This is a genomic window from Pseudomonas sp. B21128, assembly GCF_044218865.1.
Classification (GTDB): domain Bacteria; phylum Pseudomonadota; class Gammaproteobacteria; order Pseudomonadales; family Pseudomonadaceae; genus Aquipseudomonas; species Aquipseudomonas iridis.
The window spans coordinates 21,400-47,053 of sequence record NZ_CP162590.1 but is presented as its reverse complement, the minus strand read 5'-3'; the positions used below and the strand labels follow the sequence as shown (position 1 = coordinate 47,053).

Here is a 25,654-nt window from a genome sequence, read left to right as displayed (position 1 = left end):
AAAACTGCGTTTCTTCATCGAGAACCCAATGTCGCAAACCCCACCTCCCGCCCAACCCGCCTACGTCCTCCACTCACGCGCCTACCGCGAAAACAGCGCTTTGGTGGACTTCCTCACGCCGCAAGGTCGGCTGCGGGCGGTGTTGCGCAGTGCGCGGGGCAAGGCCGGGACACTGGCGCGGCCGTTTGTGCCGCTAGAAGTGGAGTTTCGCGGCAAGGGTGAACTGAAGAACGTCGGGCGCATGGAAAGTGCCGGAACCGCGACCTGGATGGTCGGCGAGGCACTGTTCAGCGGCCTTTATCTCAACGAGCTGTTGATTCGCTTGCTGCCCGCCGAAGATCCGCATCCGGCGGTGTTCGATCACTACGCCGCCACGCTGTCGGCCCTGGCAGAAGGGCGACCGCTGGAACCCTTGCTGCGCTCCTTCGAGTGGCGATTGCTGGATGATCTTGGTTACGGATTCGCCATGAACACTGATGTTCACGGCGAACCTGTCGCGCCGGACGGACTTTATCGCCTGCAAGTGGATGCAGGGCTTGAGCGCGTCTATCTGTTGCAACCGGGGCTGTTCAATGGCACCGAACTGCTGGCCATGGCTGAAGCCGATTGGTCGGCCCCCGGTACTTTGTCCGCTGCCAAGCGTTTGATGCGTCAGGCATTGGCCGTTCACTTGGGCGGCCGCCCCCTCGTCAGTCGCGAACTGTTTCGCAAGCCCTGATCTCACCGTATGCTGTGCGCCGAATCTCTCAATTCAGGAGCGCATCCGTGACCACCAGCAATCGCATTCTTCTTGGCGTGAACATCGACCACGTCGCCACCCTGCGTCAGGCCCGTGGCACGCGCTATCCTGATCCGGTCAAGGCTGCGCTGGACGCGGAAGAGGCGGGCGCCGACGGCATCACCGTGCACCTGCGTGAAGACCGCCGCCACATTCAAGAACGCGATGTGCTGCTGCTCAAGGATGTGCTGCAAACCCGCATGAACTTCGAAATGGGCGTCACCGAAGAAATGATGGTGTTCGCCGAGCTTATCCGCCCGGCGCACATCTGCCTGGTACCGGAAACCCGTCAGGAACTGACCACCGAAGGCGGTCTGGACGTGGCGGGGCAGGAAGCGCGGATCAAGGCAGCGGTTGAGCGTCTGTCGAAAATCGGCAGCGAAGTGTCGCTGTTCATCGACGCCGACGAGCGCCAGATTGCTGCGTCCAAACGTGTCGGCGCACCGGCGATTGAACTGCACACCGGACGGTATGCCGACGCTGAAACCCCGACGCAAATCGCTGAAGAGTTGAAGCGTGTGGCAGACGGTGTGGCTTTTGGCCTGGCGCAGGGGCTGATCGTCAATGCCGGTCACGGTCTGCACTACCACAACGTTGAAGCGGTGGCGGCGATCAAGGGCATCAACGAATTGAACATCGGCCATGCGCTGGTGGCGCATGCGTTGTTCGTGGGTTTCAAGTCTGCAGTGGCTGAGATGAAAGCGCTGATTCTGGCGGCTGCAAAAGCTTAAGCACCAACACAAAACCCTGCGGGAGCGAGCTTGCTCGCGAAAGCATAGTGTCAGTCGACCTATTATTTAACTGATACACCGCATTCGCGAGCAAGCTCGCTCCCTCAGGGGTTCTCTGTTGTTTGTTAGAGCGGGGCGGGCTCTTGGGTCGGCTTGGACTTGTCGATCGCCGGCACATGCAGGTTGCCCTCGGCCACTTGATCACCCTCAAGCTGCGGTTGGGTCACCCAGGTCAGAATGTCGTAGTAACGACGGATATTCGCCACGAAATGCACGGGCTCGCCGCCTCGGGCGTAGCCGTAGCGGGTTTTGCTGTACCACTGCTTCTGCGACAGGCGTGGCAGGATTTTCTTTACGTCCAGCCACTTGTCCGGATTAAGACCTTCCTTGGCCGTCAGTTTGCGCGCGTCATCCAGATGACCGCTGCCGACGTTGTACGCCGCCAGCGCAAACCAGGTGCGATCCGGCTCCTTGATCGATTCATCAAGCTGATCCTTCATATAAGCCAGGTACTTGGCGCCGCCCATGATGCTCTGCTTCGGATCGAGGCGGTTGGATACACCCATCGCCTGAGCGGTGTTCTGGGTCAGCATCATCAAGCCGCGCACGCCGGTTTTCGAGGTGACCGTCGGTTGCCACAGCGATTCCTGATAACCGACGGCTGCGAGCAGGCGCCAGTCGACTTTCTCTTTCTTCGCGTAGTTCTTGAAGTGTTGTTCGTATTTCGGCAGGCGCTGCTGCAAGTGCTGGGCAAACGTGGTGGCGCCCATGTAACCGAGCACGTCAACGTGGCCGTAGTAGCGGTCTTTCAAGCGCTGCAGGGTGCCGTTCTTTTGCACCTTGTCCAGATAGTTGTTGATCTCGTTGAGCAGGCTGTTGTCTTCGCCCGGGCCCACCGCCCAACTCTGGCTGCGCGCGTCGCCAAGGTCGAAGGCCACGCGGATGTTGGTGAAATACACCTGGTTCATCGCCACTTCGTTGGAGTCCACCAAGGTCAGGTCGATCTGGCCTTCATCGACCATGCGTAACAGGTCGACCACCTCGACAGCGTCGGACTCTTCGTATTCGATGCCGGGAAATTTCTGTTTCAGCTCGGCCAGTTGCTCGGCGTGGGTACTGCCCTTGAGCACCATGATCTTCTTGCCGACCAGGTCTGCGGCGTCAGTCGGCCGCGACTGGCCGTTGCGATAGATGATCTGCGGTGTGACTTCGAGGTAGGAGTGGGAGAATCGCACCTGCTGCTTGCGCTGGTCGCTGCTGACCAGACCGGCAGCCGCCAGCACCGGCCCGTTGGGTTTGCCGATCTGGTTGAAGAGGTCGTCAAGGTTGTCGGCGGTCTCGATTTTCAGTTCGACACCCAAATCGTCGGCAAAGCGCTTCACCAGCTCGTATTCGAAGCCGGTTTCACCACTGCGATCCTGGAAGTAGGTGGCGGGGCTGTTTCGGGTAATCACCCGCAGCACGCCATCCTCCTTTACGCGCTCGAGTGTGTTGGGTTTATCAACACAGCCACCGAGCATCAGGAAGAGTCCGGTTGCGATCAGCCATTTGGCGTACCGCGGACGCAAAGCCGTTGGGAAAAACATTTGCGCAGTATACGCAAAGGACTGCGGGCGCCATATCTCGACAGTGCAGGGCGACTCTGCTAGAGATCACAAAACCAACCGAAACCCCGCAGAAACGGGCCTGAAGGGTATTTTGTTACAGTAAAAATTAACGTTGTTCAGTGGCCCCGTAAATTTGACTCTCGAGGCAGAAACACAGATCGACACCCGAGTGCAACCGTGCGTAGCGTTTCGGGTGATGTTGAGGGCGGTTTAGGCTAGAATGCACGGCCTCAAAGCACACCCCTTCCCGAGGCTGTCCCGAAGATGTTGATCCTGCGCGGCGCTCCTGCCCTTTCTGCCTTTCGCCACAGCAAACTCCTTGAGCAACTGAGCCAGAAAGTTTCGGCTGTCAGTGGCTTATATGCTGAATTCGCTCACTTCGCCGAAGTTACCGGCGTCCTGACCGGCGACGAACAGCAGGTGCTTGCGCGCCTTCTGAAGTACGGTCCAAGTGTTCCGGTTCAAGAGCCGACCGGCCGTCTGTTCCTGGTGTTGCCGCGGTTCGGTACCATCTCGCCATGGTCGAGCAAGGCCAGCGACATTGCCCGCAACTGCGGCCTGAGCAAGATCCAGCGTCTGGAGCGCGGCATCGCGTTCTACGTTGCCGGTCAGTTCAGCGACGCCCAAGCGCAGCAGATTGCTGATGTATTGCATGACCGCATGACGCAAATCGTCCTCGGCAACCTTGAGCAGGCAGCCGGTCTGTTCAGCCACGCCGAGCCGAAGCCGCTGACGGCGATCGACATCCTCGGCGGCGGTCGCGCCGCGCTGGAAAAGGCCAACACCGAACTGGGCCTGGCCCTGGCTGAAGACGAAATCGACTATCTGGTCAACGCCTTCAACGGTTTGAAGCGCAACCCGCACGACATCGAACTGATGATGTTCGCCCAGGCCAACTCCGAGCATTGCCGCCACAAGATCTTCAACGCCAGTTGGGATATTGATGGTGAAAACCAGGAAAAAAGCCTGTTCGGCATGATCAAGAACACCTACGTGATGCACAGCGAAGGCGTTCTGTCGGCTTATAAGGACAACGCCTCGGTGATCGTCGGCAACGTCGCCGGCCGTTTCTTCCCGAACCCTGAAACCCGCCAGTACGGCGCGGTGCAGGAGCCGGTGCACATCCTGATGAAGGTTGAAACCCACAACCACCCGACCGCGATTGCCCCGTTCCCGGGCGCATCCACCGGTTCTGGCGGCGAGATCCGTGACGAAGGCGCAACCGGTCGTGGCGCCAAGCCAAAGGCTGGCCTCACCGGTTTCACCGTGTCCAACCTGCAAATCCCAGGCTTCGAACAGCCGTGGGAAGTGCCGTACGGCAAGCCTGAGCGCATCGTTACTGCCCTCGACATCATGATCGAAGGCCCGCTCGGCGGCGCCGCGTTCAACAATGAATTCGGTCGTCCGGCCCTGACGGGTTACTTCCGTACCTTCGAACAATCGATCACCACGCCGCACGGTGACGAAGTTCGCGGTTACCACAAGCCGATCATGCTCGCGGGCGGTATGGGGAACATTCGCGAAGAACACGTCAAGAAAGGTGAAATCGTCGTTGGCTCCAAGCTGATCGTGCTCGGCGGCCCGGCGATGTTGATCGGTCTGGGCGGCGGCGCGGCTTCCTCCATGGCCACCGGCACCAGCTCGGCGGATCTGGACTTCGCTTCGGTTCAGCGTGAAAACCCTGAGATGGAGCGTCGTTGCCAGGAAGTGATCGACCGTTGCTGGCAATTGGGTGACAAGAACCCGATCAGCTTCATCCACGACGTCGGCGCGGGCGGTCTGTCCAACGCCTTCCCGGAACTGGTCAACGATGGCGAGCGCGGTGGCCGTTTCGAACTGCGCAACATTCCAAACGACGAGCCGGGCATGGCCCCGCACGAAATCTGGAGTAACGAATCCCAGGAACGCTACGTTCTGGCCGTCGGCCCTGAAGATTTCGCGCGCTTCCAGGCGATTTGCGAACGTGAGCGTTGCCCGTTTGCCGTCGTGGGTGAAGCCACCGCCGAACCGCAACTGACCGTCACCGACAGCCACTTCGGCAACAACCCGGTGGACATGCCACTGGAAGTGTTGCTGGGCAAAGCCCCGCGCATGCACCGCTCGGTTGTCCGTGAAGCCGAGTTGGGTGATGACTTCGATCCGTCGAATCTCGACATCACCGAAAGCATCGAACGCGTTCTGCATCACCCGGCTGTGGCGAGCAAGAGCTTCCTGATCACCATCGGCGACCGCACCATCACCGGCCTCGTTGCCCGTGACCAAATGGTCGGCCCATGGCAGGTTCCGGTGGCCGACGTTGCCGTGACCGCCACCAGTTTCGACGTTTACACCGGTGAAGCGATGGCGATGGGCGAGCGCACTCCGCTGGCTCTGCTGGACGCTCCGGCGTCGGGCCGCATGGCCATCGGTGAAACCCTGACCAACATTGCCGCTTCGCGCATCAACAAGATCTCCGACATCAAACTGTCGGCGAACTGGATGTCCGCCGCCGGCCACCCGGGCGAAGATGCACGTCTGTACGACACCGTGAAAGCGGTCGGTATGGAACTGTGCCCTGAGCTGGGCATCACCATTCCGGTGGGCAAGGACTCGATGTCCATGGCCACGCGCTGGAATGACAACGGTGAAGAAAAAACCGTGACCTCGCCGATGTCGTTGATCGTGACCGGTTTCGCGCCAGTGGCTGACATCCGTCAGACCCTGACCCCGGAACTGCGCATGGACAAGGGCACCACCGACCTGATCCTGATCGACCTCGGTCGCGGTCAGAACCGCATGGGCGCCTCGATCCTCGCTCAGGTGCACGGCAAGCTCGGCTCGCAAGCGCCGGACGTCGATGATGCTGAAGATCTCAAAGCCTTCTTCGCCGTGATCCAGGGCCTCAACGCCGACGGCCACCTGCTGGCTTACCACGACCGTTCCGACGGTGGTCTGCTGACCAGCGTCGTGGAAATGGCCTTCGCCGGTCACTGCGGTCTGAGCCTGAACCTTGACGGTCTGGCTGAAACGTCGGCCGACATCGCCGCGATCCTGTTCAACGAAGAACTGGGTGCCGTGATCCAGGTTCGTCAGGACGCCACGCCAGATATCCTCGCGCAGTTCAGCGCTGCCGGTCTGGGCGACTGCGTGTCGGTGATTGGTCAACCAATGAACAACGGCCAGATCAACATCACCTTCAACGGTGACACCGTGTTCGAAGGCCAACGTCGTTTGCTGCAACGTACCTGGGCCGAGACCAGCTACCAGATCCAGCGTCTGCGCGACAACGCCGACTGCGCCGAACAAGAGTTCGACGTGCTGCTGGAAGAAGACAACCCGGGCCTGAGCGTCAAGCTGAGCTACGACGTCAATCAGGACATCGCCGCGCCGTACATCAAGAAAGGCATCCGCCCACAGGTTGCTGTGCTGCGTGAGCAGGGCGTCAACGGTCAGGTGGAAATGGCCGCCGCGTTCGACCGCGCCGGTTTCAACGCGATCGACGTGCACATGAGCGACATTCTGGCCGGCCGTGTCGACCTGAACGAGTTCAAAGGCCTGGTGGCGTGCGGCGGTTTCTCCTACGGCGACGTACTCGGCGCCGGTGAGGGCTGGGCCAAGTCGGCGCTGTTCAACAGCCGCGCCCGCGATGCGTTCCAGGGTTTCTTTGAGCGCAACGACAGCTTCACCCTCGGCGTGTGCAACGGTTGCCAGATGATGTCCAACCTCCACGAGCTGATCCCGGGCAGCGAATTCTGGCCGCACTTCGTGCGTAACCGTTCCGAGCAGTTCGAAGCGCGCGTGGCGATGGTTCAGGTTCAGGAGTCCAACTCGATCTTCCTGCAAGGCATGGCCGGTTCGCGTATGCCGATCGCCATCGCTCACGGTGAAGGTCACGCCGAGTTCTCCAGCGAAGAAGCACTGCTGGAAGCCGATCTGTCGGGTTGTGTGGCGATGCGTTTCGTCGACAACCACGGCAAGGTCACTGAATCGTATCCGGCCAACCCGAATGGTTCGCCGCGCGGGATTACCGGTCTCACCAGCCGTGATGGCCGTGTGACGATCATGATGCCGCACCCGGAACGTGTGTTCCGCGCCGTGCAGAACTCGTGGCGTTCGGAAGACTGGAACGAGGACGCACCCTGGATGCGTATGTTCCGTAATGCTCGCGTGTGGGTGAACTGAGGCCTGTGTACAAGCTGGCGTTTTTTGTTCCTGACAGTCATGTCGAGGTGGTCAAAGGGGCTGTGTTCGCTGCCGGTGGTGGGCGGATCGGTGACTATGACCACTGTGCCTGGCAGACGCTCGGTCAGGGCCAGTTTCGACCTTTGGACGGCAGTCAGCCGTTTATTGGTGAGGCGGGGCAGGTCGAGCAGGTTGAGGAATGGAAGGTTGAGCTTGTTGTTGCGGATGAGTTGATTGTTGCTGTTGTGGCGGCGTTGAAGCTCAGTCATCCGTACGAGACGCCGGCTTATGAGGTGTGGCGGCTGGAAGATTTCTGATCTTCTGCGCTGCTGAACAGGAAACCCGCAGATGAGTGATTGTCTGCGGGTTTTTTGTTGCCTGCGATTTGAAGGGCGACTTCATTTCGCTGTGGGAGCTGGCTTGCCAGCGATGGCGCCCTTATAGGCGACCATGCTTTGGCTGGTTGTGTGAATATCCGTTTCTTCGGGTGCTGCGGCTGGCGGTTTCGCCCTTACGGCGACTCACTTTTTTACAAGCGCCTAAAAAAGTAAGCAAAAAACGCTTGCCCCAACGTTCGGCCCACTCGCTGGGGCTCGGGGTTCCTTCGTTCCGGGATCCATCCGGGCGCATCGTCTCCGGTTTGCTTCGCTGCACCTCCTCTCGATGTGTTTGGCTTCGCCAAACGGTCGCTGCGCTCCCACCCCCGGATGAATCCCTCCGCTCAGCCTGCCGACGGGGCCGGTGAATCAAGATCAAGAGCTGCAGCCGAGCTAACGCTCATCCTGTTGAGTGGTGGAAAAGCATGGGATCGGCTTTTGTTCTGTGTTGGGGCTGCCCCTCATCGGAACGCCCCCCGCTGTAGTGGTCAACTAATCCCGGACACGACGTTAAGTTTTTTCTCGGCCTGAGCTGGGGCCAGTCCATTGTTAAATTGGTGCGGTCTAATCCAGTTGTACCGATGCATCAGGTAATGACTGATGTCGCGGTGCGCTTCTTGAGCTGTCATGTAGCCCACGGTCGGTATCCATTCAGTTTTCAAGCTGCGAAACACACGCTCCATCGGCGCGTTATCCCAGCAGTTTCCACGACGGCTCATGCTCTGGCGCATGCGGTAACGCCAGAGCCGTTGACGGAACTGGCGGCTGCCATATTGGGAGCCCTGATCCGAGTGAAACAAAAGCCCTTGAGGCCTGCCACGCTGCTCGTAAGCTATGTCCAACGCCTTGATGACAAGATCCGCATCCGGCCTGTTCGACAGCGCCCAGCCCACCACTCGGCGCGCGTAAAGATCCATAACGACAGCCAGGTAATGCCATTTCCCTTGAGCCCAGATGTAGGTGATGTCGCCACACCAGACCTGATTCGGCGCCGGCACATCAAACTCTCGATTCAAGATGTTCTGAATGTCAAGCCGCTCAACCGTCGCTTGTTTGTAGGCATGTGATCCAGGTTGTTTGCTGACCAGCTCCAGTTCCCGCATCAGGCCTCGCACCTTGAACCGCCCGATTTGCTCGCCGTCTTCCTGCATCATCGACACGATACTGCGGCTACCGGCGGCGCTTCGACTTTGCGTAAACAGTTCGTTGACCCGGCTGCGCAACCGAAGCCGCTCAACGTCTGGAGTTCGGCGCCTGAGGCGGTAGGCGTAGTAACACGAACGAGTGACATCAAAGACTGCGCAAAGCCAATCGACCGGCTCTTGGGTACTTAACTGATCAATCAGCGTGTGCGCTCGTGCTCTTCCGACATCAAGAGCGCGGTAGCCTTTTTTAAAATGGATTTCTCCCGCTCAAGGCGAGCAATACGCGCTTCCAGTTCTTGGATTTTCTGCTGCTCAGGCGTCAGCGCTTTGCTTTGCGGAGTAACGCCGTTGCGCTCCTGCTGGAGTTGGTTAACCCAGCGACGCAACGCGGACTCAACAACCCCGAGCGAGCGGCTGGCTTCGATATGGCTATAGCCTTGATCGAGCACGAGGCCTGCGGCCTCGCGTTTGAATTCAGCGGAAAAGGAACGACGTTGCTTGGTCATCAGACACCTCTATCTGGCGAGCATTCTCGCCTAAATGGGTGTCCGGTTTCATTAGACCACTACACGCCCAGCCCTCTTCCGAGGGGAGAGGGGACCGATTTTTGGGCTTTTCAAGCCTGAGTTTGGCTCGTGGAGAGGGGGTCCATTTGTGGGCTTTCAGATCTGAGTTTGGTTTGGGGTGGGGGGGGCCATTTGTGGGCTTTCAGATCTGAGTTTGGTTTGGGGTGAGGGGGTCTATTTGTGGGCTTTCAGATCTGAGTTTGGTTTGGGGTGAGGGGGCCGATTTGTGGGCTTTCAAAACCTGAGTTCGGCTCGGTATGTCACGTCGGCGTATCTCGCCCAAACACCTCGGTCAGTCCCCTCTCCCTCTGGGAGAGGGCTAGGGAGAGGGCTAGGGTGAGGGTTTGCTTTTGTCTGTTTAACGATGTGTCTAATAACCAGAACCTTCCCACAAGGTTTTCAGGTTGTCCGTCGGACGTCGGGTCTCTAGTCTTTGGTTGTCACTGCCAATGCGGTGATCGGGCGTGAGAACCCGGGTAAGTGTCATTCCAGCGCCAGTAGTCCCATAATTGCCGCCAGCTCTTTCGCTGCTGCATTTTTATGGTGGCTATGTGCGGGCGGACTTCGGTCCGGCCGGAGGTTTGCTGGTCTTTGCCCGGTTTCTCACCCCGCACATAGCTGCCACCCAATTCGCCGCGTGAGAAACGGTATTTGGATGGCTCCAACCAGCAAGGACCGATCCATGACTAAAATCGTCCCCGACCCACCCGAAACCAAAACCCCACTCGAAGAAGCCCTGCGCACCGAAGAGCAGGCCCGCAACCGCGAAGCCATCAAGCGCGCCCTCGACTTCTACCTGTGTCCCGAACCCGCAAAACCTCGCCGACCGAGCACCATGTTCATGGTCTGCCCCCAGGCCGACACCGAAAGCCTGCTCGCTCACGCCGTTGAATCGTTGGCCAGCGCAAGCGCCGCCGCCAGCAATTTCGCCAATGAGCTAACCGGCCTGCAGCGCAGTACGGCGTTAGGCATCCAGCAAATCGTCATGCTCGCCGAGCTGGCGGTCAACCGAGCGCTGGATCGGGTCGACCCGCAAGTCTGACGAGCGCGTCATCGTTGATCGCCAGCAGGCTGGCTCCCACAGTTTGAAACACATGCCCCTGTGGGAGCTGGCTTGCCAGCGATGAGGCCAGTCCAGACACCAGACGTCTAAACCTTGGCACTCACCTCACTGCGACTGACCAAAGCCTCAAGCGCTCCACTCAAACTCGCGGCTTTATCCCCCACCAGCAAATGCCAGACCCCACCTTCCAACTGGCTGACACCCTGGCAGCCCAATTCCTTCAACTGAGCCTCGGACAGCGCTTTGCCATCCGCCAGCAACAGACGAATCCGGCTCATGGCGATGCAATCCAGTTGCAGCACATTACTGCCGCCGCCCAGTGCATTCAGCCATTTCTGTGCCTCGGTGCCCGCGACCATCACTACTTTTGGCTCTTCGACCACTGCAACAGATTCGGCAATAACAGCACGGCCCAATGCCGGCATCGCCAGGCGAATTTCATCGGCAATGCTGTCGGCCAGCGGCCCGACCACCACCTGCAAACTCCCACCTTTACCCGGACGCACAACGGCCATTGCACCCAGCGCTTTCAGATCAGCATCTGAAGCCTTGTTGCGATCAACCATCTCCAGTCGCAATCGCGTGGTGCAAGCGCCGACCGTCAGCAGGTTTTCAGCGCCGCCCAATGCCTTGATGTAGGCACTGGCGCGCTCGTTTTCAGTCAGTACGGCTTTCTCACTGACAGCGACCTCTTCTCGGCCCGGTGTCTTCAGGTTGAATCGACGGATGCAGAAATCAAACACTCCGTAATAGACGACTGCATAAGCCAGGCCGACAGGAAACACCAACCAACCGTTGGTGGATTTGCCCCAGCCGAGAATCATGTCGATGAAGCCGCCAGAGAAGGTAAAGCCCAAATGAATGTTCAGCGCATTGGTGATCGCCATCGACAACCCGGTCAGCAACGCATGCAGCAGATACAGCAGCGGCGCCAGAAACATGAAAGCGAATTCGATTGGCTCGGTCACCCCGGTCAGGAATGAAGTCAGGGCCATCGACAGGAAGATCCCTCCCATGACTTTGCGGCGTTCGGGCAGGGCGTTGCGGTACATCGCCAGGCACGCGGCGGGCAGGCCGAAGATCATCATCGGGAACATGCCGGTCATGAACTGGCCGCCCTTCGGATCGCCGGCGAAGTAACGCGACAGGTCACCGGTCACCAGTGCGCCAGTGGTCGGGTCGGTGAAGTTGCCGAAGACGAACCACGCCATGTTGTTGAGGATGTGGTGCAGGCCGGTGACGATCAGCAGGCGGTTGAACACGCCGAAGACGAACGCGCCGATGCTGCCGCTTTCCATCATCAGGGCGCCGAAAGCGTTGATGCCGTGCTGGATCGGCGGCCAGATGTAGCCGAACACTACGCCCAGGCCGACGGCCGCGAACCCGGTGACAATCGGCACGAATCGTCGGCCACCGAAGAACGCCAGATACTCCGGCAGCTTGATGTCCTTGAAGCGGTTGTACAGCGCGCCGGCCATCAGGCCGCTGACGATCCCGGCGAGCATGCCCATGTTGATGCTCGCATCGAGCACTTTAAGGGTGGAGATCATCACCAGATAACCGATCACTCCGGCCAGGCCCGCCGTGCCGTTGTTGTCCTTGGCGAAACCGACGGCGATGCCGATGGCGAAGATCATTGCCAGGTTGGCGAAGATCACCTGGCCGGCGTCGTGAATGATCGCGATGTTCAGCAGATCGGTGTCACCCAGACGCAGCAGCAGGCCGGCGATGGGCAGGATCGCAATCGGCAGCATCAGCGCGCGCCCGAGGCGTTGCAGACCTTCGATGAAGAGTTGATACATGGCGGTTCTCCTTCTTGTTGTTATTAGCGCAGAGGCCAGTGTTGGTGGCAGGCGTGACGCACCGCGGCGGCGCTGCTCAGCTTGAGCAGGTCGCGGGCGAGGCGTTGGCATTCGGCTTCGTGCAACTGACGCACGCGATCCTTGATTTCACCGATCTGCACCGGGCTCACCGACAATTCGGTGACACCGAGGCCGATCAACACCGGCGTCGCCAGCGGGTCAGAGGCAAGGGCGCCGCAGACACCGACCCAACGCTTGTGCACCGCCGCGCCTTCGCACGTCATGGCGATCAGGCGCAGCAGCGCCGGGTGCAAGGCATCGACCCTTGCGGCGAGGCCGGCGTGGTCGCGGTCCATGGCCAGGGTGTATTGGGAAAGATCGTTGGTGCCGATGGACAGGAAGTCTGCGTGTTCGGCCAGTTGCTCGGCTTGCAATGCGGCGGCGGGGACTTCGATCATCACGCCGATTTCCGGGCGTTGCGTGATGTTCAGTTCAAGGCACAACGTCTCGACGCGCTCACGGATGTGCAGCAGTTCGTCGACTTCAGTGACCATCGGCAACAGGATCCGGCAACGCTGTAACGGGCTGACTTGCAGCAGCGCACGCAGTTGCTGATCGAGGATTTCCGGCCGCGCCTGAGCCAGACGAATGCCGCGCAGACCGAGCACTGGATTGGCCTCGACGGGCAGCGGCAGGTAATCGAGTTGCTTGTCGCCACCGACGTCGATGGTGCGGATGATCACTGATTTGTCACCCATCGCATCGATGACGGCTTGATAGGCACAGCGTTGTTCTTCAACGTCCGGTGCGGTCTGGCGATCAACGAAAAGGAATTCGGTACGCAGCAAGCCGACGCCATCGGCACCGTTGGCGAAGGCGTCTTCAGCTTCAGCGCTGGAGGCGACGTTGGCGACGACTTCGATGGTCACACCGTTGCGGGTGTCGGCCGGCAGATGCGCTTTGGCTTGCTGCGCATCACGACGTTGCTGGCGTTCGATTTGCATTTGTTGGACTTCGGCCAGTCGATCAGCACTCGGCGTCAGTTCGAGGCGACCGCCATCGGCATCCAGCACCACCGCTTGGCCTTGTGGTTGATCGAGCAGTGCTGAACCTAGTGCAACCATGCAGGGCAGGCCTTTGCCGCGCGCGAGAATCGCCACGTGAGACGTCGCGCCGCCCTCGGCCATGCACAAACCGGCGACACCTTGGGCGCTGAGTTGCAGCAGATCCGACGGCGTCAGTTCATGGGCAGCGACGATGGCGCCAGCCGGTACGTCGTAGTGCCAGGCCTCGCCGAGGAGGGCGCGCAACACGCGTTGCTTGAGGTCGCGCAGATCGTTGGCGCGTTCGGCCAGCAGCGCGCTGCCTGTGTGTTGCAGGACTTCGCACTGGACATCAATCGACTGGCTCCAGGCGTGAGTTGCTGCGCTGCCTTGGTTAATGGATTGCTGTGCAGCGTCGAGCAGGGCCGGGTCTTCCAGCAATGCCAGATGCGCGGCGAAGATGGCTTCTTCGTCGGCGTTACGTTGGTTTTTCGCGTGGGCGAGGGTGCCGTTGATTTCGTTGCGCACCTGAATCAGCGCAGCCTCAAGTTTCTGCTGCTGCTCCAGCAGATCATGGTTGCCGGCATCCGCTGGCAAGTTGATGGTGTTCAAGCGAAACAAGGGCCCACCGACCAAACCCGGTGCGGCGCAAACACCCTGCAACACGCCAGCCTCGGCCGGGCGCTTGGGGGATGCAACGCGCACAGGTGCGGCGGCGTGATGATCATCCGGCAGTGCGGTGGCCAATGCGCAGAGCAACGCTTGCAGCGCGGCTTCAGCGTCCGGTCCCTGACAGCTGACGTGCACTTCATCCTGTTCGCCGATCGCCAGCGCCATCAACCCGATCAGGCTGTTGCACGGCGCCGATTTGCCGGCGAAATGCAGCTGCGACTGACTTTTGAAACCTTGCGCCGTCTGACGAATCAGCGCCGCGGGGCGCGCGTGCAAACCGCCTCGATGCGCAACCAGCACATGACCGTTAACCTCAGGCCCGGCGATTTCTTCTGCATTCGCCGCCGAAGCGTTGCGCGCCACGATGTGCAACAACGGCTCACCGACTTTCACCGCTTTGAGGGTGATCGGCAGCACCTGGAAATCCTGGCTGTTGGTCAGGATCAACAGGCTGACCAGGCTTTTGCACTGCTGGCCGACTTTGTCCAGGTCGTAGCGCAACAGCGGCTGACCGTTGCTGACCCGCACGCCTTCCTTGACCAGCATCGAGAAGCCTTCGCCGTTCAGTTCAACGGTGTCGAGGCCCAGGTGCAGAAGGATTTCCGCGCCATTGTCGGCGCGCACGGTGAGGGCGTGGCCGGTGCGGGCGACGTGAATGATCACCCCGGCGCATGGCGAATACAGGGTGTCGTTGAGTGGATCAATGGCAATGCCATCGCCCATCGCGCCGCTGGCGAACACCGCGTCCGGGACTTTGGCGAGCGTGAGCACCGGGCCGCTGAGCGGGGCGCTGAGGGTCAGCTCTTTATTGTTGTTGTTTTGCATGGCTCGGTCTCATCAGGAAATTCGCTGGCCCCTGTAGGCGCAGCCTGCGGCAGCTCCTACAGAGTTGTGTATCTGTGGTTAATGCGTACGCGTCACTTTGCTCAGGTGGCGCGGCTGATCCGGGTCCATGCCTCGGGCCACGGCTAAACCTGCGGCCATCACGTAGAAACTCTGGATGGCCAGAATCGGGTCGAGGGCCGGGTGTTCGGCGCGGGTCAGGGTCAGGTCGCGTTCGCTCACGTCATCTGGCGCGGCCAGCAACACCCGGGCACCGCGTTGGCGCATTTCGGCTGCAAGGCTCAGCAGCCCGGCCTGTTCGGCACCGCGTGGAGCGAACACCAACAGTGGGTAGTGCTCGTCAATCAGCGCCATCGGGCCGTGACGCACTTCGGCGCTGCTGAACGCTTCGGCCTGGATCGCCGAGGTTTCCTTGAACTTCAATGCCGCTTCCTGGGCAATGGCAAAACCGGCGCCACGGCCGATGACCATCAGGCGTTCGCAATCGCGCAGGGCGTCGATGGCCACGCTCCAGTCCTGCTGGGCTGCTGCACGCAAGCCTTCGGGCAGGGCGTTGTGCGCCTCCAGCAGTTCGCTGTCTTCTTTCCAGTGCGCGATCAAACGGGCGCTGGCGCTGAGGGTGGCGATAAAACTCTTGGTCGCGGCGACGCTGCTTTCGGTGCCGGCGAGCAGCGGCACGCTGAATTCACACGCGGCTTCCAGTGGCGAATCGGCGGCGTTGACCATCGACACGCTCAGCGCGCCACGCTTGCGCAGCAGACGCAGGCTGTTGACCAGATCCGGGCTCTGACCCGATTGCGAGAAGGCAAAAGCGACCTGGCCGCTGACCTTCAACGGCGCCTGCTGCATGGTCACCACCGACATCGGCAACGACGCCACGGGCACGCCCAGTTGCTGCATGGTCAGGTAGGCAAAGTAGCTCGCCGCGTGGTCGGAACTGCCGCGCGCGACAGTCATCGCCACTTGCGGCGGCTGACGGCGCAGACGCCCGGCGATCTCGATCAGTTGCGGGTCGAGGTGTTGCAGTTGGGCTTGCACGGCCTCGAACGAGGACAGCGCCTCCTCAAGCATTTTTGAAGTCAATGTCTTCTCCTTCGACCATGACGGCGGTCAGTGTGAGTGAGCGATCCAGCCGCACGCAGTCGGCCCAGGCGCCCGGTTCAAGGCGCCCGCGCTCGGTGATGCCGAGGTAGTCGGCGGGGAATTGCGAAAGACGTTGCGAAGCCTCGGCAATCGGCAAACCGATCTTCACCAGATTGCGCAGGGCCTGATCCATGGTCAGCGTGCTGCCGGCCAGCGTGCCGTCGGGCAGGCGCACGCCGCCCAGGCATTTGGTCACGGTGTGGCTGCCGAGTTTGTATTCACCGTCGGGCATGCCGGCGGCGGCGGTCGAATCGGTGACGCAATACAGGCACGGGATCGAACGCAGGGCGACGCGGATGGCGCCGGGGTGCACGTGCAGCAAATCCGGAATCAGCTCGGCGAATTTGGCGTGGGCCAGTGCCGCGCCAACGATCCCGGGTTCGCGGTGATGCAGCGGGCTCATGGCGTTGTACAAATGGGTGAAGCTGGTCGCGCCGGCGTCCAGTGCGGCGACGCCTTCCTCGTAACTGCCGAGGGTGTGACCGATCTGCATGCGGATGCCGCGACTGCTGAGCTCACGAATCAAAGCGTCGTGGCCGGCGATTTCCGGAGCGATGGTGATCACGCGAATCGGAGCGAGCGCCAGATATTCTTCGACCTCGGCCATCAACGCGGTGTGGGCGAAGTTCGGTTGGGCGCCGAGTTTTCCCGGATTGATATACGGGCCTTCAAGGTGCACGCCGAGCACTCGCGCGCTGCCTTTGGGGCGCTGCCTGCAGAACTCGCCGACCTCTTTCAAGACGCTGGAAATCTCTGCGCTCGGTGCGGTCATGGTGGTGGCCAGCAGCGAGGTGGTGCCGAAGCGCACGTGGGTTTTGGTGATGGTTTCGAAAGCGCTGGCGCCTTCCATGATGTCTTTGCCACCGCCGCCATGAACGTGCAGGTCGATGAAGCCTGGCAGCAGATACGGCAGGTCGTTGTCTGCCGGATCGCAGGGCTCGCCTTCGATCGACACGACTTTGCCGTGTTCGTGAATCAGCCGGCCGCGAACCCAGCCGCTGGCGGTGAGGATGTTGTCTTCGGACATTTTGGTTCTCGCTTATGGCTGCTCTTAACGACGCAGCTCTGCAACAAAGTCGTAGTAATCGTTGCGGCAATAGGTGTCGGTGACTTCGATCGGCGTGTTGTCTTCCAGATAGCCGACCCGGGTCATCAGCAGCATGGCGGTGCCGGGGGCGATGCCGACCAGGGCGGCGAACTCGTCCGAGGCGTTGATCGCCTGAATGTGCTGCAAGGCGCGGACGATCGGTTTGCCGATGCCGTCGAGGTATTCGTAGAGCGAATCGCCTACCGCTTGCGGCTTGGGCATGATCGAGGCGGGCAGGGTGCTCATCTCGATAGCCATCACGGTGTCGTCGGCTTTGCGCAGGCGTTTCATGCGCGCGACTTTGTCGTTCGGCGACAGGCTGAGGCGGATCAGTTCTTCGTGGGTCGGCAGGGTTATTTCGCGCTCCAGCCATTGCGAACTGGGCACGAAGCCCTTGAGGCGGAGCATTTCACTGAAGCCGGAAAGGCGTGAAAGGGGTTGTTCCAGGCGTGGGGTGATGAACGTGCCGGAACCTTGCAAGCGCCGGATCAGGCCTTGGTCGAATAACACTTCCAGCGCCTTGCGTGCGGTGACTCGGGAGATGCCGAGCTGCTCGCTGAGATGGCGCTCCGAAGGCATCGCCTGTTCGGCTTTCCACTGACCGGAATGAATCGCCGCTTCCAGGTTGCGCGCCAGTTGCAGGTACAGCGGCGTCGGCTGGGAGTCATCGGGGCGTAGGACGTGGAGGTCATTCATGTCGGTCATTTCCGGCGCGAGTATTGGATTGTTGTGGCTCGCTTGTGGGGCGGAAATTAATACCACTTGAATACCATGTCAACGCAGTGAAATGGCCATTAACCCAATGAAATGGCGGGTTTTAGATCGGTGGGCTTTAAGTGGTATTAGGACTGGACTGAAAAAAGCAAAAGATCGCAGCCTTCGGCAGCGCCTACTGTAGGAAGTGGTATCAACCCTGTAGGCGCTGCCGAAGGCTGCGATCTTTTGATTTATTTTTTGCAGGTGACCGGCGGTCGGTGATTAAGGGCGGATTTCGATCATCGTGCCGTCCGGCACCAGATTCCACACTTCGCGCATATCGACGTTGCGCATGGCGATGCAGCCGTCGGTCCAGTCCAGGGTGTGCAGCAGGTCTTCGGGATTTTCTTCCGTGTCCGGCGTGCCGTGAATCATGATCATCCCGCCAGGCTCGACGCCTTCACGGCGGGCGCGGGCCGAATCGGTGATGTTCGGGTAGGAAATGTGCATCGACAGGTTGAATTTCTCGCTGGTCTTGCGCCAGTCGAGCCAATAAAAGCCCTCAGGTGTACGTTTGTCGCCTTCTATCAGTTTCGGTCCTTTTTTCGCGCCCTTGCCAAGCGAGATGCGATAGGTCTTGAGCGGCTTGCCGTCGGCGATCAACTGCAGTCGATGTGCCGATTTGAGCACCAGGACTTTTTCGATCATCGGAGCATTTGAAGGCGTCACGGTGGTCACGAATGACGCTTGCGAGACCGTAACGAACGACAGGCAGAACAGGGCAAGCAACCAGCGCATTGAAACGATTCCCCAAGAGTGACGCAGATACATGAGTGATGAATGTTGTGCAGAATTCGCCTGCGCCCTGTGTATCGGCCGGTCGGCGTCGAGATTAAGTGATGGCAGGCTGAGCGAGTGGCGGAATCGATTCCGAGCGAACCGGATACACCTCATTACGCCGATCCGCGAAGAAGCATTCTAAGGTACGCCCCACCGTGCGGAAAGCCAGCTCGTCCCATGGAATGTCGGCTTCGTCGAATAGCTGTACTTCCAGGCTCTCGGGGCCGGCAGAAAAATCCGGCTCGGCCAGCTCGGCGCGGAAGAACACATGCACCTGACTGATGTGCGGCACGTCGATCAGGGTATAGATGCTCAGGTTGCGCACCCGGGCGCAGGCTTCCTCGGCGGTTTCGCGGATCGCGGCCTGCTCGATGGTCTCGCCGTTTTCCATGAAACCGGCGGGCAGGGTCCAGTAACCGAGGCGCGGCTCGATGGCGCGGCGACAGAGCAGCACTTTAGTGCCCCAGGTCGCGACACAGCCGGCGACGATATTGGGGTTCTGATAGTGAATGGTCTGACAGCTGTCACAGACAAATCGCAATCGCGAGTCGCCCTCGGGAATGCGCTGGGTCACCGGGTTACCGCAATGGCTGCAAAATTTCATGCTTGGGTTCCTGAAGGCTGCGCCTATCTTGGCGTGCAGCGGTGTCGGTCGGCAAGTTGTCGTTTCGCGACATGGCCCCGCGAGGGGGTTGGGCGGCTGCAATGATTGGTGCATGATGCAGGGTAAGGCACAGATCGAGAACACTCATGCTGGACGAGCTACTGCATAGGGTAAGCAACCACACACCGCGCACGCTGGAGACCGACAAACGTTTCCCCGAGGCCGCCGTTCTGGTGCCGATCACCCGCAGTGGCGAGCCGGAACTGGTGCTGACCCTGCGGGCCAGCGGCCTCTCGACCCACGGCGGCGAAGTTGCGTTCCCCGGCGGGCGTCGCGACCCGGAAGACCCCGATCTGATCTTCACAGCCTTACGCGAAGCCGAAGAAGAAATCGGCCTGCCGCCAGGCCTGGTCGAAGTGATCGGTCCGCTCAGCCCGCTGATCTCCCTGCACGGTATCAAAGTCACGCCTTATGTCGGCGTCATCCCCGATTTCGTCGAATACCAGCCCAACGACGCAGAAATTGCCGCCGTGTTCAGCGTCCCGCTGGAGTTCTTCCGTACAGATCCCCGCGAACACACCCATCGCATCGACTATCAGGGCCGCAGTTGGTACGTGCCGAGCTATCGATACGGTGAGTACAAGATCTGGGGGCTGACGGCGATCATGATCGTCGAGTTGATCAATCTGCTCTATGACGCGAAAATCAGCCTGCATCAGCCGCCTAAAAGTTTTATCAACACCTGAAATCATAAGCCATCGTTCGAATGGCCACCCGTGAGCCCTGAGGAAAACAAGATGAAATACCGCTTGGGCGACGCCCGTGTCGAGACCCATCCACAGAGCTGGGTCGCCCCCAACGCTGTGCTGGTGGGCAAGGTCAAGCTGGAAGAGGGCGCCAACGTCTGGTTTAACGCCGTACTGCGTGGCGACAACGAGCTGATCCTGATCGGCAAGAACAGCAACGTGCAAGATGGCACGGTGATGCACACCGACATGGGCTTTCCCCTGACCATCGGCACTGGCGTGACCATTGGCCATAACGCCATGTTGCACGGCTGTACGGTTGGCGATTACAGCTTGATTGGCATCAACGCGGTGATCCTCAATGGCGCAAAGATCGGCAAAAACTGCATCATCGGCGCCAATTCGCTGATTGGGGAAGGCAAGGAAATTCCCGATGGCTCGCTGGTCATGGGTTCGCCGGGCAAAGTCGTGCGTGAGCTGACCGAGCCGCAGAAGAAAATGCTCGAAGCCAGCGCCGCCCACTATGTGCACAACTCTCAGCGTTATGCCCGCGATCTGGTTGAGCAGGAAGAATGACGACGCCGCAAAGACCCGTCGCCTCGCCGTGCGTGAATATTTGTGCGCTGGATGAGGCTGATATCTGCACCGGGTGCCAACGTACGGTTGAGGAGATTACGCGCTGGAGCCGTATGAATAACGATGAGCGGCGGGTGGTGTTGGGGTTGTGTCATGAGCGGGCGAAGGCGAGTGGGTTGGTATGGATGATGCCTTCGAAGTCGTGATCGATTCGAGAATGCCGTCACCCTAGCCTTCCCGAAACGTCGGACCGCCCAGAGGGAGAGGGGACGGACCGAGGTGTCTTTCGCCATACGCCGACCTGATATACCGAGCCGAGCGCCGGCTTTGAAGCGCGCGAAGATCTGCTCCCTTCCCCCTCGCTCCCTCTGGGGGAGAGGGCTGGGGTGAGGGGGTGGCTCTTGATCTACCGCTCCAGTAACCTGTGCGCCAATCTGACAGGTCGCCTCCATGATTTTCCTCATCGCCTACATCAGCAGCGTTGTACTCATCAACTTCGCTTTCTCCACCGCGCCACACCTGGACATCATCTGGTCGGCGTGGGGCGGTCTGGTGTTCGTGCTGCGAGACATGGTGCAAACCCGTTTCGGCCATGGCGCGATCGTTGCCATGCTGGCGGCTCTGGTGTTGTCCTACGTCACGTCTGATCCGTCCATCGCTCTGGCCAGCGCCACGGCGTTCGCGGTCTCCGAATGCATCGACTGGCTGGTGTTCAGCGTCACCAAGCGCCCATTGCGCGACCGGTTGTGGATCAGTTCGGCGCTGAGCATTCCCCTCGACACCTTCATCTTTTTCGGCATGATCGACGCCCTGACGCCGCCGGTGATCATCACCGCGCTGGTCTCGAAGTTTGCCGGCGTCACCGCCGTCTGGTTGATCATGGCCTGGCGCGATCGCAAACAGGCCGTCGCCAGCTGAAGCCAAACCCTCGGGTTCATGTAAAATGCCGCGCTTTCTCCCCATGGAAAGCGCGCATGGCGACGCTTTCCTCGATGATCCGCTTCTTTGAGGACCTGAGATGACCCGTATCGGAACTCCATTGTCGCCAACCGCGACCCGCGTATTGCTGTGTGGCTGTGGTGAGTTGGGCAAGGAAGTGGTGATCGAACTGCAACGTTTGGGTGTTGAAGTGATTGCCGTCGACCGCTACGCCAACGCGCCGGCCATGCAGGTTGCACATCGCAGCCACGTGATCAACATGCTCGACGGTGCCGCCCTGCGTGCCGTGATCGAAGCCGAGAAGCCGAACTTCATCGTGCCGGAAATCGAAGCCATTGCCACCGCCACTCTGGTCGAGCTGGAAGCCGAAGGCTTCACCGTGATCCCGACCGCTCGCGCTGCGCAATTGACCATGAACCGCGAAGGCATCCGTCGTCTGGCCGCCGAAGAGCTGGACCTGCCGACCTCGCCGTACCACTTCGCCGACACCTTCGAGGACTACAGCAAGGCTGTTGAAGACCTGGGTTTCCCATGTGTCGTCAAACCGGTGATGAGTTCGTCGGGCAAAGGCCAGAGCCTGCTGCGCAGCAGCGATGACGTGCAGAAAGCCTGGGACTACGCGCAAGAGGGCGGCCGTGCCGGTAAAGGTCGGGTGATCATCGAAGGTTTCATCGATTTCGACTACGAAATCACTCTGCTCACCGTGCGCCACATCGGGGGCACGACATTCTGCGCGCCGGTCGGTCACCGTCAGGAGAAGGGCGACTATCAGGAATCCTGGCAGCCACAAGCCATGAGCCCGGTTGCGCTGGCGGAGTCCGAGCGTGTTGCCAAAGCAGTAACCGAGGCGCTGGGTGGCCGTGGTCTGTTTGGTGTGGAGCTGTTTATCAAAGGTGATCAGGTGTGGTTCAGCGAAGTTTCGCCGCGTCCGCATGACACTGGCCTGGTAACCCTGATTTCCCAGGACCTGTCGCAGTTTGCCCTGCATGCCCGCGCGATTCTGGGCTTGCCGGTGCCGCTGATCCGTCAGTTCGGCCCATCGGCTTCGGCGGTGATTCTGGTGGAAGGGCAGTCGACCCAGACAGCTTTCGCCAACCTGGGTGCTGCGCTGAGCGAGCCGGATACCGCACTGCGTCTCTTCGGCAAGCCTGAAGTGAATGGTCAGCGCCGGATGGGCGTGGCATTGGCGCGGGATGAGTCGATCGAGGCTGCTCGTGCCAAGGCGACCCGTGCTGCTCAGGCTGTTGTTGTAGAGCTGTAAACCAAGGCGCGTTCATCGCGGACAAGCCCGCTCCCACAGGGTCCGTGTTGCACACGCAATGTGTGAACACCGCTGAACCTGTGGGAGCGGGCTTGCCCGCGATAGCGGTCTGTCAGGCAATCTGATTCAGGTCGTTATTGCGCGTTTCCTTCAGACAAAGCACCGCGATCAAGCTGATCACCGCCGCTCCCGATACATACCCGCCGACATAACTCAAACCGCCCATCGCCACCAGTTTCTGCGCAAAGAACGGCGCCGCCGAGGCTCCGACGATGCCGCCGAGGTTGTACGCCGCCGACGCGCCGGTATAGCGCACGTGGGTCGGGAACAGCTCCGGCAACAACGCGCCCATCGGTGCGAACGTCACGCCCATCAAGAACAGTTCGATGCACAGAAACAGCGCCACGCCCCAGGTCGAACCCTGGGTCAGCATCGGCTCCATCAGAAACCCCGAAAGAATCGCCAGTACACCGCCGATGATCAGCACCGGTTTGCGTCCATAACGGTCGCTCGCCCAGGCTGACAGTGGCGTCGCTGCGGCCATGAACAACACGGCAAAACACAGCAGGCCCAGGAACGTCTCACGGCTGTAACCCAGGGTGGACACGCCGTAGCTCAGGGAAAACACCGTCGAGATATAGAACAGCGCATAACACACCACCATCGCCGCCGCGCCCAACAGGGTCGGCGCCCAATATTGGCTGAACAGTTCGACCAGCGGCAGCTTGACCCGCTCCTGGCGCGCCATGGCATTGGCGAACACTGGCGTTTCGTGGAGTTTCAGTCGTACGTACAGACCGACCATCACCAGCGCTGCGCTGAGCAGAAACGGAATGCGCCAGCCCCAGCTGCGGAACTGTTCGTCATCCAGCGTCATGGCCAGCGTCAGGAACAGGCCATTGGCGGCGAGAAAACCAATCGAAGGGCCGAGTTGCGGAAACATGCCGAACCAGGCTCGCTTGCCTTTCGGCGCGTTCTCCGTGGCCAGCAGCGCGGCGCCACCCCATTCACCGCCCAATCCAAGGCCCTGACCAAAGCGCAGTACACACAACAAAATCGGTGCCCAGGCTCCGATGCTGTCGTAACCCGGCAGCACACCAATCAGCGTGGTGCAGACGCCCATCAACAGCAGCGAGGCGACCAGTGTCGATTTGCGCCCGATGCGATCACCGAAGTGGCCGAACAGCGCCGAACCCAATGGTCGAGCGAGGAAGGCAATGCCAAAGGTGAGGAACGCCGAAAGCATCTGCGCGGTGCCGGACGTTTGCGGAAAGAACACGGGCCCGATCACCAGTGCGGCAGCCGTGGCGTAGACATAGAAGTCGTAGAACTCGATCGCGGTACCGATAAAACTCGCCGTCGCCACGCGGGTGGCGGAGTTGGTCGGTTGGGCAGGTGCGGTTTCGCTGAAAGCGGTACTGGTCGTCATGCGGTGATCCCTGACAGTCATGAGCTCCGGTGGAGCGAATTATTATGGTTGAGCACCCAGGGATGTGGGATGAGACGCGAGCGCTGTTTCGAGTAGGAACAGTCGTCGGAGTGAAGCGCAAACGGTCGAGACCTGTTGTGTGCGGGGTAAGCACAAGGTTCGGCAGGGCTTGGGTAAGCCGGCTCGATTATAGGAAGGTGGCTAACGATTGAACAAGAGCAAAGATCGCAGTCTTGGGCAGCTCCCCCATTTGGAATACGTTGCCCTGTAGGAGCTGCCGAAGGCTGCGATCTTTTGATCTTCTATCTGGCAGGCACCAGAGCAGGTACAGAAGAGGTATGCCAGATCAGCACCTTGCTCACCCGGTTCTCCTCGGTCTCGAGAATCTCCAGCCGATAACGGCCGATCTTCAGGCAAACAGCGCTTTCCGGAATGGTTTCCAGCGCCTCGGTTACCAGGCCATTAAGGGTTTTCGGCCCATCGCTGGGCAAGTGCCAGCCCAGGCACTTGTTCAACTCACGGATCGAGGCGGCGCCGTCGATCATCATGCGGCCATCGGCTTGCGGGTGGATGTGCGGATTGTCGAGGCTGTGCTCGCTTTCGAATTCGCCGACGATCTCTTCGAGAATGTCTTCCAGCGTGACGATGCCGAGCACTTCGCCGTACTCGTCGACCACCATGCCCAGACGTCGCTGCTGCTTGTGGAAATTGAGCAGTTGCAGTTGCAGCGGTGTGCTTTCGGGTACGAAGTACGGCTCGTAACTGGCGGCCAGCAGTGCTTCGCGGGTCAGGTCGTTATTGTTCAGCAAGTGACGAATGTGCCGGGTGTTGAGCACGGCTTCAACCTGATTGATATCACTGTGGAACAGCGGCAGGCGCGTGCGTTCGGTGTTGCGCAGTTGTTCGATGATGTCTTCGATCGGGTCGTCGAGGTTGATACCGTCGACGTCACTGCGCGGCACCAGAATGTCGTTGACCGTAATGTTGTCCAGCGCGTGGATACCCGACACGGGGTGTGGTCGAACCGGGTGCTCCGGATCAGCGTGACGATCGACCGGCTCATCGTCTTCGCTTTGCTGCACGACTTGGGCTTTGCGCACGAGCGGCGCCAGAAGCAAATCGCTGATGCGGCTGAGCAGCCACGCAAGCGGGTAAATGATCTTCAGCGGCACTGCCAGCAGCGAATTGCCAAACGCCAGCACGGCATCCGGATAACGCCGGGCGATGGTGCGCGGGAAATAATCGGCAAACACCAGCAACACCGCACCGACACCCAGGCACGCCGCCCAAGGGCCGTTTTCTTCACAGAGGAAAATCGCCAGCAGCGTGGCAATCACCACCGCGAGCGCACGGCAAAGGGTGTTGCAGAGGATCAGGCTGTCGAGCGGGAAGCTCAGCTTCGCCAGCGGTTTATCGCTGGCGCGTGAGGCGGTGCGTTGTGCGAGCAGGTGCTGCTGCGCGATTTCGACGGCGGTAAATAGCCCCGACCATAAAACCAGCAGGACAAATACCGCGAGCATTGGCCCTATGGGCAAAGCGTCCATT

General features: G+C 60.2%; 21 protein-coding genes. 10 read left to right on the top strand and 11 right to left on the bottom strand.

Annotation, left to right across the window (positions count from 1 at the left end):
* The first annotated feature begins 28 nt into the window (after positions 1 to 28).
* Both recO and pdxJ read left to right on the top strand, forming a co-directional pair.
* The gene (recO, locus tag AB4P91_RS00215) at positions 29 to 718 is read left to right on the top strand and encodes a DNA repair protein RecO (protein ID WP_395604073.1); all 690 of its coding nucleotides are present in this window, start codon (positions 29 to 31) and stop codon (positions 716 to 718) included.
* A gap of 47 nt (positions 719 to 765) precedes the next feature.
* Positions 766 to 1,509, top strand: coding sequence for a pyridoxine 5'-phosphate synthase (pdxJ, locus tag AB4P91_RS00210; protein ID WP_150594932.1), 744 nt, complete (start codon positions 766 to 768; stop codon positions 1,507 to 1,509).
* Between the two features lie 125 nt (positions 1,510 to 1,634).
* Here pdxJ and mltF read toward each other — a convergent pair whose 3' ends face one another.
* The gene (gene mltF, locus AB4P91_RS00205) at positions 1,635 to 3,095 is read right to left on the bottom strand and encodes a membrane-bound lytic murein transglycosylase MltF (RefSeq protein WP_395604072.1); all 1,461 of its coding nucleotides are present in this window, start codon (positions 3,093 to 3,095) and stop codon (positions 1,635 to 1,637) included.
* Positions 3,096 to 3,380: 285 nt separating this feature from the next.
* Between mltF and purL the strand changes: the two genes are divergently transcribed.
* Together purL and AB4P91_RS00195 are read left to right on the top strand one after the other, a co-directional pair.
* On the top strand, positions 3,381 to 7,277 hold the full coding sequence (gene purL, locus AB4P91_RS00200) for a phosphoribosylformylglycinamidine synthase (protein ID WP_042557792.1): 3,897 nt from the start codon (positions 3,381 to 3,383) through the stop codon (positions 7,275 to 7,277).
* Between the two features lie 5 nt (positions 7,278 to 7,282).
* Positions 7,283 to 7,594, top strand: a complete 312-nt coding sequence (locus tag AB4P91_RS00195) for a YqfO family protein (protein WP_150594929.1) — start codon at positions 7,283 to 7,285, stop codon at positions 7,592 to 7,594.
* A 548-nt stretch (positions 7,595 to 8,142) separates the two neighbouring features.
* Here AB4P91_RS00195 and AB4P91_RS00190 read toward each other — a convergent pair.
* A protein-coding gene (locus tag AB4P91_RS00190) for an IS3 family transposase (RefSeq protein WP_395604071.1) occupies positions 8,143 to 9,305 on the bottom strand; the annotation gives its coding sequence in 2 pieces (ribosomal slippage) (positions 8,143 to 9,050 and positions 9,050 to 9,305; 1,164 coding nt in all).
* Between the two features lie 742 nt (positions 9,306 to 10,047).
* Here AB4P91_RS00190 and AB4P91_RS00185 point away from each other — a divergent pair.
* A complete protein-coding gene (locus tag AB4P91_RS00185) occupies positions 10,048 to 10,407 on the top strand; it encodes a DUF6124 family protein (protein WP_395604070.1) in 360 nt (119 codons plus the stop codon).
* 107 nt (positions 10,408 to 10,514) lie between these two features.
* Here the strand turns inward: AB4P91_RS00185 and nagE are convergent, their stop codons facing one another.
* The 7 genes from nagE to AB4P91_RS00150 form a co-directional block, all read right to left on the bottom strand.
* Positions 10,515 to 12,230 carry an N-acetylglucosamine-specific PTS transporter subunit IIBC gene (gene nagE / locus AB4P91_RS00180; RefSeq protein ID WP_395604069.1) on the bottom strand — a complete coding sequence of 572 codons (1,716 nt, stop codon included), beginning with the start codon at positions 12,228 to 12,230 and terminating at the stop codon, positions 10,515 to 10,517.
* Positions 12,231 to 12,253: 23 nt separating this feature from the next.
* On the bottom strand, positions 12,254 to 14,770 hold the full coding sequence (ptsP, locus tag AB4P91_RS00175) for a phosphoenolpyruvate--protein phosphotransferase (RefSeq protein WP_150688944.1): 2,517 nt from the start codon (positions 14,768 to 14,770) through the stop codon (positions 12,254 to 12,256).
* A 78-nt stretch (positions 14,771 to 14,848) separates the two neighbouring features.
* Positions 14,849 to 15,871, bottom strand: a complete 1,023-nt coding sequence (locus AB4P91_RS00170) for an SIS domain-containing protein (protein ID WP_395604068.1) — start codon at positions 15,869 to 15,871, stop codon at positions 14,849 to 14,851.
* Positions 15,852 to 16,958: an N-acetylglucosamine-6-phosphate deacetylase gene (gene nagA, locus AB4P91_RS00165; RefSeq protein WP_150688945.1), complete on the bottom strand. Its 1,107-nt coding sequence runs from the start codon at positions 16,956 to 16,958 to the stop codon at positions 15,852 to 15,854. The genes AB4P91_RS00170 and nagA overlap by 20 nt, the downstream gene beginning before the upstream one ends.
* 24 nt (positions 16,959 to 16,982) lie before the next feature.
* A complete protein-coding gene (locus AB4P91_RS00160) occupies positions 16,983 to 17,714 on the bottom strand; it encodes a GntR family transcriptional regulator (protein ID WP_150594924.1) in 732 nt (243 codons plus the stop codon).
* 282 nt (positions 17,715 to 17,996) lie between these two features.
* On the bottom strand, positions 17,997 to 18,512 hold the full coding sequence (locus tag AB4P91_RS00155) for a murein L,D-transpeptidase family protein (protein WP_150594923.1): 516 nt from the start codon (positions 18,510 to 18,512) through the stop codon (positions 17,997 to 17,999).
* 94 nt (positions 18,513 to 18,606) lie between these two features.
* Positions 18,607 to 19,158 (bottom strand): NUDIX hydrolase, encoded by a 552-nt coding sequence (locus tag AB4P91_RS00150; RefSeq protein ID WP_150597512.1) that lies wholly within the window; start codon positions 19,156 to 19,158, stop codon positions 18,607 to 18,609.
* 146 nt (positions 19,159 to 19,304) lie between these two features.
* Between AB4P91_RS00150 and AB4P91_RS00145 the strand changes: the two genes are divergently transcribed.
* The 5 genes from AB4P91_RS00145 (at position 19,305) to purT (ending at position 22,680) form a co-directional block, all read left to right on the top strand.
* Positions 19,305 to 19,904 carry a CoA pyrophosphatase gene (locus AB4P91_RS00145; RefSeq protein ID WP_150597513.1) on the top strand — a complete coding sequence of 200 codons (600 nt, stop codon included), beginning with the start codon at positions 19,305 to 19,307 and terminating at the stop codon, positions 19,902 to 19,904.
* A 51-nt stretch (positions 19,905 to 19,955) separates the two neighbouring features.
* Positions 19,956 to 20,480: a gamma carbonic anhydrase family protein gene (locus tag AB4P91_RS00140; protein ID WP_034154816.1), complete on the top strand. Its 525-nt coding sequence runs from the start codon at positions 19,956 to 19,958 to the stop codon at positions 20,478 to 20,480.
* A complete protein-coding gene (locus tag AB4P91_RS00135) occupies positions 20,477 to 20,686 on the top strand; it encodes a DUF1289 domain-containing protein (RefSeq protein WP_150597514.1) in 210 nt (69 codons plus the stop codon). Before AB4P91_RS00140 ends, AB4P91_RS00135 begins: the two co-directional genes overlap by 4 nt.
* 244 nt (positions 20,687 to 20,930) lie before the next feature.
* Positions 20,931 to 21,398: a preQ0 transporter gene (locus tag AB4P91_RS00130; RefSeq protein WP_150597515.1), complete on the top strand. Its 468-nt coding sequence runs from the start codon at positions 20,931 to 20,933 to the stop codon at positions 21,396 to 21,398.
* A gap of 100 nt (positions 21,399 to 21,498) precedes the next feature.
* Positions 21,499 to 22,680, top strand: a complete 1,182-nt coding sequence (gene purT, locus AB4P91_RS00125; RefSeq protein ID WP_150597516.1) for a formate-dependent phosphoribosylglycinamide formyltransferase — start codon at positions 21,499 to 21,501, stop codon at positions 22,678 to 22,680.
* 112 nt (positions 22,681 to 22,792) lie between these two features.
* On the opposite strand, the gene AB4P91_RS00120 is transcribed toward purT, so the two are convergent.
* Both AB4P91_RS00120 and AB4P91_RS00115 read right to left on the bottom strand, forming a co-directional pair.
* Positions 22,793 to 24,109: an MFS transporter gene (locus AB4P91_RS00120; protein WP_395604067.1), complete on the bottom strand. Its 1,317-nt coding sequence runs from the start codon at positions 24,107 to 24,109 to the stop codon at positions 22,793 to 22,795.
* A 302-nt stretch (positions 24,110 to 24,411) separates the two neighbouring features.
* Positions 24,412 to 25,653: a transporter associated domain-containing protein gene (locus AB4P91_RS00115; protein WP_395604066.1), complete on the bottom strand. Its 1,242-nt coding sequence runs from the start codon at positions 25,651 to 25,653 to the stop codon at positions 24,412 to 24,414.
* Position 25,654: the final 1 nt, after the last annotated feature.

Bases quoted from the DNA above. Each gene is read 5' to 3' on its own strand.
- AB4P91_RS00115 (WP_395604066.1), bottom strand. From the start codon at position 25,653: ATGGACGCTTTGCCCATAGGGCCAATGCTCGCGGTATTTGTCCTGCTG.
- AB4P91_RS00185 (WP_395604070.1), top strand. From the start codon at position 10,048: ATGACTAAAATCGTCCCCGACCCACCCGAAACCAAAACCCCACTCGAA.
- purL (WP_042557792.1), top strand. From the start codon at position 3,381: ATGTTGATCCTGCGCGGCGCTCCTGCCCTTTCTGCCTTTCGCCACAGC.
- nagA (WP_150688945.1), bottom strand. From the start codon at position 16,958: ATGTCCGAAGACAACATCCTCACCGCCAGCGGCTGGGTTCGCGGCCGG.
- mltF (WP_395604072.1), bottom strand. From the start codon at position 3,095: ATGTTTTTCCCAACGGCTTTGCGTCCGCGGTACGCCAAATGGCTGATC.
- AB4P91_RS00145 (WP_150597513.1), top strand. From the start codon at position 19,305: ATGCTGGACGAGCTACTGCATAGGGTAAGCAACCACACACCGCGCACG.
- nagE (WP_395604069.1), bottom strand. From the start codon at position 12,230: ATGTATCAACTCTTCATCGAAGGTCTGCAACGCCTCGGGCGCGCGCTG.
- purT (WP_150597516.1), top strand. From the start codon at position 21,499: ATGACCCGTATCGGAACTCCATTGTCGCCAACCGCGACCCGCGTATTG.
- AB4P91_RS00135 (WP_150597514.1), top strand. From the start codon at position 20,477: ATGACGACGCCGCAAAGACCCGTCGCCTCGCCGTGCGTGAATATTTGT.
- AB4P91_RS00160 (WP_150594924.1), bottom strand. From the start codon at position 17,714: ATGAATGACCTCCACGTCCTACGCCCCGATGACTCCCAGCCGACGCCG.
- AB4P91_RS00155 (WP_150594923.1), bottom strand. From the start codon at position 18,512: ATGCGCTGGTTGCTTGCCCTGTTCTGCCTGTCGTTCGTTACGGTCTCG.
- recO (WP_395604073.1), top strand. From the start codon at position 29: ATGTCGCAAACCCCACCTCCCGCCCAACCCGCCTACGTCCTCCACTCA.
- AB4P91_RS00130 (WP_150597515.1), top strand. From the start codon at position 20,931: ATGATTTTCCTCATCGCCTACATCAGCAGCGTTGTACTCATCAACTTC.
- AB4P91_RS00150 (WP_150597512.1), bottom strand. From the start codon at position 19,158: ATGAAATTTTGCAGCCATTGCGGTAACCCGGTGACCCAGCGCATTCCC.
- ptsP (WP_150688944.1), bottom strand. From the start codon at position 14,770: ATGCAAAACAACAACAATAAAGAGCTGACCCTCAGCGCCCCGCTCAGC.
- AB4P91_RS00120 (WP_395604067.1), bottom strand. From the start codon at position 24,109: ATGACGACCAGTACCGCTTTCAGCGAAACCGCACCTGCCCAACCGACC.
- AB4P91_RS00140 (WP_034154816.1), top strand. From the start codon at position 19,956: ATGAAATACCGCTTGGGCGACGCCCGTGTCGAGACCCATCCACAGAGC.